The following is a 7,164-nucleotide window of genomic DNA, read 5'->3' as shown; positions in this document are numbered from 1 at the left end:
CTCCCCTGCGGGTGCGTTGTCCTGGACGGGTGCGCTGTTGCTTCGCACAGTTCCCCGCGCCCCCGGGTGGGTGCCTCCCGGGGTGCGTCGTTCACCGCGGGTGCGTCGCGCTTGCTCGCGCAGTTCCCCGCGCCCCTTTGGTGCGCTTGCCTGCGGGTGCGTTGTCCTGGACGGGTGCGCTGTTGCTTCGCGCAGTTCCCCGCGCCCCCGGGTGGGTGCCTCCCGGGGTGCGTCGTTCACCGCGGGTGCGTCGCGCTTGCTCGCGCAGTTCCCCGCGCCCCTTCGGTGCGCTCCCCTGCGGGTGCGTTGTCCTGGACGGGTGCGCTGTTGCTTCGCACAGTTCCCCGCGCCCCCGGGTGGGTGCCTCCCGGGGTGCGTCGTTCACTGCGGGGGGCGGACGGGTGCGCCCCGATAGGGGCGCGGGGAACTGCGCAAAACCACCGCGCACCCGCACCGCCCCCCACCCGGTGAGGGTCACCGCATGCGGGTGGCCCACTCCCGGACCTTGTCGATGCGCTGGCGCAGCTGCCCCGCCGTGGCCTCCGCACTGGGAGGCCCCCCGCACACCCGCCGCAACTCGGTGTGGATCACCCCGTGCGGCTTCCCGCTCTGGTGGACGTACGCCCCGACCAGCGTGTTGAGCTGCTTGCGCAACTCCAGCAGCTCCTTGTGGGAGACGACCGGGCGCCGCTCAGCGGGCAGTTCCAGCAGATCGGCCTCGGTGTCCGGCTTCTTGCGGGAGTGCGCGATCTGCCGGGCCTGCCGCTTCTGGAGCAGCATCTGTACCTGGTCGGGTTCGAGGAGACCGGGGATGCCGAGGTAGTCCTGCTCCTCGTCGCTGCCGGGGTGCGCCTGCATCCCGAACTCCGCGCCGTCGTAGAGCACCCGGTCGAAGACGGCGTCGGACTCCAGCGCCTCGAAGGGCAGCGAGTCCTGCTCGCCGGTGTCCTCGTCCTGCTCCCGGTTCGCCTCGTCCATCTCCTTCTCGGACTCGGCGTAGGGGTCCTCCTCCCCCTCCTTCTTCGGCTTGTCCAGGACGTGGTCGCGCTCGACCTCCATCTCGTTGGCGAAGCCGAGCAGGTCGGGGACGGTGGGCAGGAACACCGAAGCGGTCTCACCACGGCGCCGGGACCGCACGAATCGACCGACGGCCTGCGCGAAGAAGAGGGGCGTGGAGATGGTCGTCGCGTAGACGCCGACGGCCAGTCGAGGTACGTCGACTCCCTCAGACACCATGCGCACCGCGACCATCCAACGGTCGTCACTGTGGCTGAACTCGTCGATGCGGTCCGAGGCCCCCGAGTCGTCCGACAGGACCAGGGTCGCCTTGTCGCCGGTGATCTCCCGGATCAGCTTGGCGTACGCACGGGCCGAGTCCTGGTCGGTGGCGATCACCAGGCCGCCGGCGTCCGGGATGCCCTTGCGGACCTCGTTGAGTCGGCGGTCGGCGGCCCGCAGCACGTTCGGCATCCAGTCGCCCCGCGGGTCGAGGGCGGTGCGCCACGCCTGCGAGACCGCGTCCTTGGTCATCGGCTCGCCGAGCCGGGCGGCGATCTCGTCCCCCGCCTTGGTGCGCCACCGCATGTTGCCGCTGTACGAGAGGAAGATGACGGGTCGCACCACCCCGTCTCCGAGCGCGCTGCCGTAGCCGTACGTGTAGTCGGCGGAGGAGCGGCGGATGCCGTCGTTGCCCTCCTCGTACGTGACGAACGGGATCGGGTTGGTGTCCGAGCGGAACGGCGTACCGGTGAGCGCCAGTCGCCGGGTCGCGGGCTCGAACGCCTCCAGGCACGCCTCGCCCCAGGACTTCGAGTCGCCCGCGTGGTGGATCTCGTCGAGGATCACCAGCGTCTTGCGCTGCTCGACCCGGTTGCGGTGCAGCATCGGCCGGACGCCGACACCCGCGTACGTCACGGCCACCCCGTGGTAGTCGCGCCCCAGGGGGCCGGCGCTGTACTCGGGGTCCAGCTTGATGCCTATCCGGGCCGCCGCCTCCGCCCACTGCTTCTTCAGGTGCTCGGTCGGCGCGACCACCGTCACCTGCTGCACCACGTGGTGGTGGAGGAGCCAGGACGCGAGGGTGAGCGCGAAGGTGGTCTTGCCGGCGCCCGGGGTCGCGACGGCCAGGAAGTCGCGGGGCTGTTCCTGGACGTACTTCTCCATCGCCCTCTCTTGCCAGGCGCGCAGCTTGCTGGCGGTTCCCCACGGTGCACGGTTGGGGAAGGCGGGCGACAGGTGATGGGAGTGGGTGGCGGTGGTAGTCACGGTCTCCGGTTCGACGGTGGTCCGGTCGGCGGGCCGTCGAGCCGCCCGCACGGGTATGACAACCGGGCCACCCTATCGGTGCTCAGAACCCGGTCCGGGCGGGACGGGGTCCGCTCGGCGGGGGTGAGACGGGCTTCACACGACGCCCCGTGAGGGACGGCCACCGAGACGTCACGGATCACCCGACCCGGTGGATAAGCCCCGTTAACATCCGGTGTGTCCGGCCTCTGTGGGGTCAGTGGGACTCCCGCACCCGCACCCGGGTGGCCACCCACACGCCCAGCGCGGCCACCACCGCCATCGGGAGGAACACCACCACGAAGGCTCCGGTGTGGGCCTCGGAGCCCCCCGTGGTCGCGGCCCCGTGCCCGGCTCCCACGGCACCGCCGCCCAGCGCCGCGAACGCCGCTCCGCCGAGCGCGAGTAGCAGCACGTTCGACAGGCCGTCCGAGATCTGGAGTGCCGCGGAGTTGTTGCCGGTCTCCTGCGGCGGCGACAGTTGGAGCAGCAGCACGCTGGTGGAGGAGATCACCAGTCCCATGCCGAGGCAGCCGAACCCCCAGGCGACCGCGACGATCCACACCGGCACCGAGGCGATCAGTACCGTCGGCGCGACGGCGATCGACGCGGCGACCAGCACCATGCCGAACGCCATCAGCCGGTGGCGGTGCGCGGCGGCCCGGCCCCGTGACTGCACGAAGCTGCCCAGTGCCCAGGTGGCCCCGCCGGCGGCCAGGGAGAGTCCCGCCAGCGTCGGCGACAGTCCCCGCTGGGTGACCAGCATCAGCGGCACGAACGACTCCGCCGCGATGAACGAACCCGCCGCCACTCCGCGCAGCAGCACCACGGAGGGCAGCCCCCGGGCCGCCCGGTAGGTTCCGCGCGGCAGCAGCCCCAGCACGGCCGGGACCAGCAGGGCGATGCCCAGCGCGCCCGGGAGCAGCGAGAACCAGCGCAGGTCCTGCGCCGCGTACTGCAAGAGTCCGGCCCCGGCCGAGATCATGAACGCCAGCCGGATGCGCTGTCCCTTGGGTGCGGTCGTCGCACTGGTGGTGGGCGGCCCGTCCTGCTGCCCGTCCTGCTCGCTCCCGGGTGCCGGGCCCGACGCACGTCGACGTATCTGCGGCAGCGCGAGTGCCAGCGGGAGCAGCACCAGCACCGGGATGCCCAGGAACACCCAGCGCCAGCCCAACTGCTCGGTGACCGCTCCGGACACCAGGGGTCCCACCACGGACGGGATCACCCAGCACGCCGCGAACGCCGCCATGATCGCCGGCCGCAACGGTTCCGGGTACGCCCGGCTCACCACCACGTACAGCGCGACGATCACCAGGCCGCCGCCCAGTCCCTGCACCGCCCGGCCCAGGATGAACAGCCACATCGTGCCGGCCGTCCCCGACAGTGCGAGCCCCACTGCGAAGGCGATGATCCCGGTGGTCAGCGGTCGGAGCGGACCCCGTCGGTCCGCCCACTGTCCGGACAGCACCATGCCGAACAGGCTGGTCGTGAAGTACCCGGAGAAGGCGAACGCGTAGAGCGAGACCCCGTCCAGTTGGCGGGCCGCCACCGGCATGGCCGTGCCCACGGCCGTCGCCTCGAACGCGATCAGCAGCACGACCGACACGATGCCGATGCTCAGGGCGCGGTAGGACTTGCCGAGCACTCCGTCCGTTACGTGGGTGTCCTGCGCGGCGGCGTCCGGCGCGGTGATGATGTCCTGCGCGGCGGTGTCCGTGGCGACCGGAGTGGGTGCGGTGGCCTGCACGGTTCCGGTGTGCGCGCTTCTCCTGAGCGTGGTGTCGCTACTCCGCTTCCCCAGGTCGTCGGTTCCGGTTCCGTCCGCGGCTGGTCCACACTCACTGGGGTCGGTGCTCATGACAGCCAACGTAAGAGGCGAACCCCCGCTGTGACCATTGCCGCGGAACAGGAATCCCTTGGTCCCTTGGTCCTAGGACTCCCCGGCCGGCGGGCGGGCTCCCCTGAACGGCAGGGTGCTACCGTGGTTGGCGTACCGCACCTCATGGCGGCCTCCCCCTTGTCACTCCACGGAGGTATCGTCATGCCCACTTCTCTGAACGTGCGTACCTTTCACCGCGAGGATCGCGACCAGCTCACCGATCTGATCAACGCCCATGTGGCCGCGGTCGTCCCCGGCGCCAGCGTGTCGGTCAACACCGTCATCAGCAGCCTGGAGCGCCGACCCGACGAGTACGTCCTCGACCCCTGGGTCGCCGAGCGGGTGACCCTGGTCGTCGAGCACCAGCGCCGCATCGTCGGCGCCGCCCATCTGCTGCGGTACCGCAACGACCCCGATGTCGGCGAGGACTTCCGCGACGCCGGTTCCCTCCTCTGGTCCGTTCACCTCCCGGTCGAGCCCGACGCTCCCGCGCAGACCCATGAGTCCGTGGACGGCACTGCCGGGGGCGAGGAGCAGGTGGCCGATCTGCTGTTGTCCGCGTGCCTCGCCCAGTTCACCCGCTGGCACGTCCGGGTCCGGTACGCCGACGGACAGTTGCCCGCCCCCGGTGTCTACGGGGTCCCCGCCCCCTGGCCGCACATCAGCACGGCCCTGGAACGGGCGGGCTTCGCGCACACCGGGGACACCGAGATCCTGCTGCTCGCGCCCCTCTCCGACCTCCCCGATCCGGCACTCGCCCCGCCGCTGCCCGGGCTCACCGTGCACCGCACCCTCGGCACGGGGCTGGGCACCCGGCTCACGGCACGGAGCGGGGCCGACGACCTGGGGTACGTCGAACTCGACACCTCCCTCGGCCGTCCCGAACGGCATGCGCGCCCCGGCGGCATGGCCGACCTCAGCGACTACGACCTGGCCGACGACGCGCACCCGGAGCTGTTCCGCTGGCTCCTCGGTCAGGCCCGTGCCTGGCTGGCCCTGTGCGGGGTCGACCGTGTCCTCACCTATGCCGCACCGGACGACACCGATGACCTCGCCCTGCTCGCCACCGGCGGCTTCCGTGAACTGACCCGCACGGCGCGGGGTTGGGAACACCGTCCGTCCTGAGCCGAGTTGACTGCCCCCTCCCCCGCGCCGGTGCCGGCCGACCCGGTCGGTGCGGGGGAGACCAGGCCCGATGAGGTCAGGGGTTGTGGAACTTCACCTCCGGGTTCCCGGTCGTGGGGCCGTCGAGTATCGGGCGGGCGGCGCCGCGCAGGTGCCGGTCAAAGAACGCGGCGACATAGGTGCGGGTGATGCCGATGCCCCGGGCCGCCGGGTAGGGCTCACCGGGCAGACCGTAGTGCTCGGTGATCACCGGGAAGTCGGAGAAGGTGCCGTGGTGCGCCCCGGAAACGGTGAGCCAACGCTTCCAGCCGTCCAGCTTCGGCCAGGTCGCGTCCCACGACCGGTCCACGCCGCCGGGGCGGTGCACCTCGTCGTCCGTGCCGAGGAACATGAACGGTCGCCCGTTGAGCCCGCCCTGGGGCATCTCCTCCCAGAACGCTCCGTCCATGTTGATCCCGGCGCGCACCCGGCGGTCGCCCACCATGGCGGAGGCGGCACCCGCGCCGCCGATGGAGTGGCCGGCCATGCCGACCCGCTTCTTGTCGATCGCCCCCGAGTGGCGCCAGACCGGATCGGGGCCGGTGAGCTGGTTCAGGAGGAAGGACACGTCCTTCGCCCGGGTCTGGGTGACCAGCGTGATCGGGACGCCGTTGTTGTCGACGGCCTCGCAGGAAGCGCAGTTCAGCGTGCGGCCGTCCGGCATCGAGGTGCCGAAGGACTCGTAGGCGTGGTCCATGGAGGCCACGACGTAACCCCGGCTGGCGAGGTCCTCGGCGAGGTTCGTCTGGGTGTAGCGACCGGCACCGTAGCCCGGCGACAGCAGGACCAGTGGGTAACGCCCCTTCGCAATGGGCGCGTTAGCTTTGCTGTGCGTCCGTATCCGGCTCAGCTGCTCGGCGGGGATGGCCGCTGGCAGGGCGAAGCCGTCCCGCATCCGTCGGGTTTCCTCGGCCGTGGCGTACCGGGCCGGGCTGCCCTTGGCCGAGCGGGCGGCCGGATAGTGCAGGGTGACCATCAGCTCCCGCCCGTCCGCGGTGGGAACCCAGGGGTCGGCGCGGGAGTGGTCCACCAGGTGCAGGATCTTGCTGCCCACGCCGAACTTGCCGGTGGGGCGCGGAAGGTGGGCGGGGTGGGCGGGGACGGACTCCGCCGATCGGGACGCCGACGAGGACGCCCACAGGGACGCCACCGACGGGAACGCCGACCGGTCCTGGGCGGCCGCCGTGCTCGCCAGGCCCAGTGGCACGGCGAGGGACATCGCGAGGGCGGCTGCGGTGGCCGCCCGGCTCATTCGGGTCATGGCCACAAGGTAGGGCCGGCGTACCCGATGCCACATCACCCTGCGGTAGCCATTGCCCGGGCGCCACATCACACCGTGGTCCCATAGGGCGGTAGCCCCCAAGTATGGTCACCAGTAGGGCAGTTCCGGTCGGCGCCCGGATCACTGGCCGGAGGGCGCCAGCGTGCGCAGGACGCAGAACTCGTTCCCCTCGGGATCGGCCATGACCACCCAACTCCGACCGGGGCCCTGGTTCACGTCCACCTCGGTGGCGCCGAGCTCCAGCAACCTGGCCACCTCGTCGGCGGTGCTGGAGTCGATCGGGCTGACGTCCAGGTGGAGCCGGTTCTTCGCGTCCTTGCCCTCGGGGACCCGGATGAACTGCACGGTAGGCGGCATCTGCCGGGCCCGAACCTCCTCGATCGTCGGCTCCCAGGAGCCGATCTCGACCTTGTGCGCGCTCCGGTCGATCACCTGGAAGTCCAGGACCGCGCACCAGAAGGCCGCGAGCCGCTCCGGATCGTGACAGTCGACGGTCAACTCCGTGAACCTGCTGGTCATGTGACTCCCATGAGGGTGAGGGCGAGGGCTCAGCCTA

The 7,164-nt window shown here is 71.3% G+C and carries 5 protein-coding genes; 1 reads left to right on the top strand and 4 read right to left on the bottom strand.

What is annotated here, in order from left to right; genetic code table 11:
* Positions 1-474: 474 nt before the first annotated feature.
* Entirely contained in the window at positions 475-2,265 is a 1,791-nt protein-coding gene (locus ACFV88_RS07025) for a DEAD/DEAH box helicase (RefSeq protein ID WP_385486894.1), read from the bottom strand.
* Positions 2,266-2,500: 235 nt separating this feature from the next.
* On the bottom strand, positions 2,501-4,141 hold the full coding sequence (locus tag ACFV88_RS07020; RefSeq protein ID WP_385486892.1) for an MFS transporter: 1,641 nt from the start codon (positions 4,139-4,141) through the stop codon (positions 2,501-2,503).
* A 183-nt stretch (positions 4,142-4,324) separates the two neighbouring features.
* Here ACFV88_RS07020 and ACFV88_RS07015 point away from each other — a divergent pair, with 183 nt between their 5' ends.
* On the top strand, positions 4,325-5,287 hold the full coding sequence (locus ACFV88_RS07015) for an N-acetyltransferase (protein WP_385486890.1): 963 nt from the start codon (positions 4,325-4,327) through the stop codon (positions 5,285-5,287).
* Between the two features lie 76 nt (positions 5,288-5,363).
* Here ACFV88_RS07015 and ACFV88_RS07010 read toward each other — a convergent pair whose 3' ends face one another.
* Positions 5,364-6,587 (bottom strand): alpha/beta hydrolase family protein, encoded by a 1,224-nt coding sequence (locus tag ACFV88_RS07010; protein ID WP_385486888.1) that lies wholly within the window; start codon positions 6,585-6,587, stop codon positions 5,364-5,366.
* Positions 6,588-6,728: 141 nt separating this feature from the next.
* Positions 6,729-7,127, bottom strand: a complete 399-nt coding sequence (locus ACFV88_RS07005; protein ID WP_385486886.1) for a VOC family protein — start codon at positions 7,125-7,127, stop codon at positions 6,729-6,731.
* Between the last annotated feature and the right edge of the window lie 37 nt (positions 7,128-7,164).

The organism is Streptomyces sp. NPDC059816 (assembly GCF_042732055.1).
Classification (GTDB): Bacteria; Actinomycetota; Actinomycetes; order Streptomycetales; family Streptomycetaceae; genus Streptomyces.
Note: the sequence above shows the minus strand (reverse complement) of the source record. Positions and strands in the feature narration are given on the sequence as shown.